This is a genomic window from Mesorhizobium sp. M2A.F.Ca.ET.067.02.1.1 (assembly GCF_004023285.1).
GTDB lineage: Bacteria > Pseudomonadota > Alphaproteobacteria > Rhizobiales > Rhizobiaceae > Mesorhizobium.
Genome location: NZ_RZSB01000989.1, coordinates 1 through 1,840, shown reverse-complemented (window position 1 = coordinate 1,840; position 1,840 = coordinate 1). Strand labels below are relative to the sequence as shown.

Annotated in this window: 1 protein-coding gene and 1 pseudogene; both read left to right on the top strand. The window is 64.7% G+C overall.

The annotated features are described in order from the left end of the window. A pseudogene (locus tag EOA28_RS34550) lies at window positions 1-277 on the top strand (RNA degradosome polyphosphate kinase); the annotation flags it as partial. After that, entirely contained in the window at window positions 274-1,809 is a 1,536-nt protein-coding gene (ppx, locus tag EOA28_RS34545; RefSeq protein WP_128315786.1) for an exopolyphosphatase, read from the top strand. The pseudogene EOA28_RS34550 and the gene ppx, both read left to right, overlap by 4 nt. The last annotated feature ends 31 nt before the right edge of the window (window positions 1,810-1,840 follow it).

The window sequence follows — 1,840 nt, the reverse complement described above, 5'->3', positions numbered from 1 at the left end:
CGTCGAGACCCTGGTGCCGATCACCAATCCAACTGTGCATGAACAGGTGCTTGGCCAGATCATGCTGGGCAACATCATGGACAACCAGCAAAGTTTCGAAGTATTGGCTGACGGCACCTCCCGGCGCGTTGCGCTGGAGGAGGGCGAGGAGCCGTTCAACGCGCAGGAATATTTCATGACCAATCCGAGCCTCTCCGGACGGGGTGACGCGCTGAAATCGCATGCGCCCAAGCGCATCGCCCAGTTCAAACGCCGCAAGAAGAACAGCGCCGCGTGATTGCAGTTTCCCAGGGCCGGCTTCAGGACCGGCGGCCACTGTCGATCATCGACATAGGGTCGAACTCGATCCGCCTTGTCGTCTATGAAGGGCTGGCGCGCTCGCCCTCGCTGCTGTTCAACGAAAAGATGCTGGCCGGCCTCGGCCGCGGCATCGTTTCGACGGGCAAGCTCGATCCCGAGGCCGTGACGCGCTCGATGGAGGAGTTCCGCCGCTTCCGCGCGCTGTCGGATCAGGCGGGCGCCGAGCACATGTATGTGCTGGCCACCGCCGCCGCGCGCGAGGCCATCAACGGTCCCGATTTCATCCACCGCGCCGAGGATGTGCTGAAGACCGAGATCCGCGTGCTCACCGGCCGCCAGGAAGCCTATTATTCGGCGCTTGGCGTCATTTCCGGTTTCCATCCGGCCAACGGCATCGCCGGTGACCTCGGCGGCGGCAGCCTCGAGCTGATCGACATCAACCGAGAGGCGATCGGCGACGGCATCACGCTACCGCTCGGCGGCCTGCGCCTGCAGGATATGGCCAAGAACTCGCTGGTGCAGGCGCAGAAGATCGCGCGTCAGGAACTGGCGCGGGCAAAGCTGCTCAAGGGCGGGCAAGGCAGGGTCTTTTATGCCGTCGGCGGCACCTGGCGAAACCTTGCCAGGCTGCATATGGAGATGACCAACTACCCGCTCGGCATCATGCATCACTACGAGATTTCGGCCGACAGCGCGCAGACCTTCCTCAGGCAGGTGGCCAAGGGCGAGGTCGAGAAGGTGAGGGGCATCGAAGGCGTCTCCAAGAACCGCCGCTCGCTGCTGCCCTACGGCGCCGTCGTGCTGCAGGAGATCATGGCGGCGATGCAGCCCTCGAAGATCATCGTCTCGGCGCAAGGCGTGCGCGAGGGTTTTCTCTATTCGCTGCTCGACCCCGAGGAGCAGAAGGCTGACCCGCTGATCTCGGCGGCCGAGGAACTGGCGCTGTTGCGCTCGCGCTCGGTGCACCACGCGCATGACCTTGTCGAATGGACCGGCAAGGCATTCAAGGCCTTCGGCATCGACGAGACGGAAGACGAAACGCGCTACCGCCATGCCGCCTGCCTGCTCGCCGATATCGGATGGCGCGCGCATCCAGAATATCGCGGCAGGCAGTCGCTCAACATCATCGCGCATGCCTCCTTCATCGGCGTCGACCATCCCGGCCGCGCCTATCTGGCCCTGGCCAACGCCTACCGCCATGACGGCATCTTCAACGACGGCATCGCGCCCGAGATCAAGGCGCTGGCGCCGCCGCGCCTTCTGGAACGCGCCCGCGTTCTGGCGGCGATGATGCGCGTGGTCTATCTGCTGACGGCGGCGATGCCGGGCGTCATGCCGCGGCTGAAATGGGAAAGCCGTGGCAACGGCGCGCTGGCGCTGGTGCTGCCAGCCTCGCTTTCCGACCTTTATGGCGAGCGCCCCGCCGGACGGCTGGTGCAACTGGCCCGCATCACCAACCGGCGCCTTGTGTTGGCGGTCGAGGGCGGTCCGAGCGTCTCGGTAAAATAGGATGTTTCGGTGGAATAGGGCTGACTCAGGT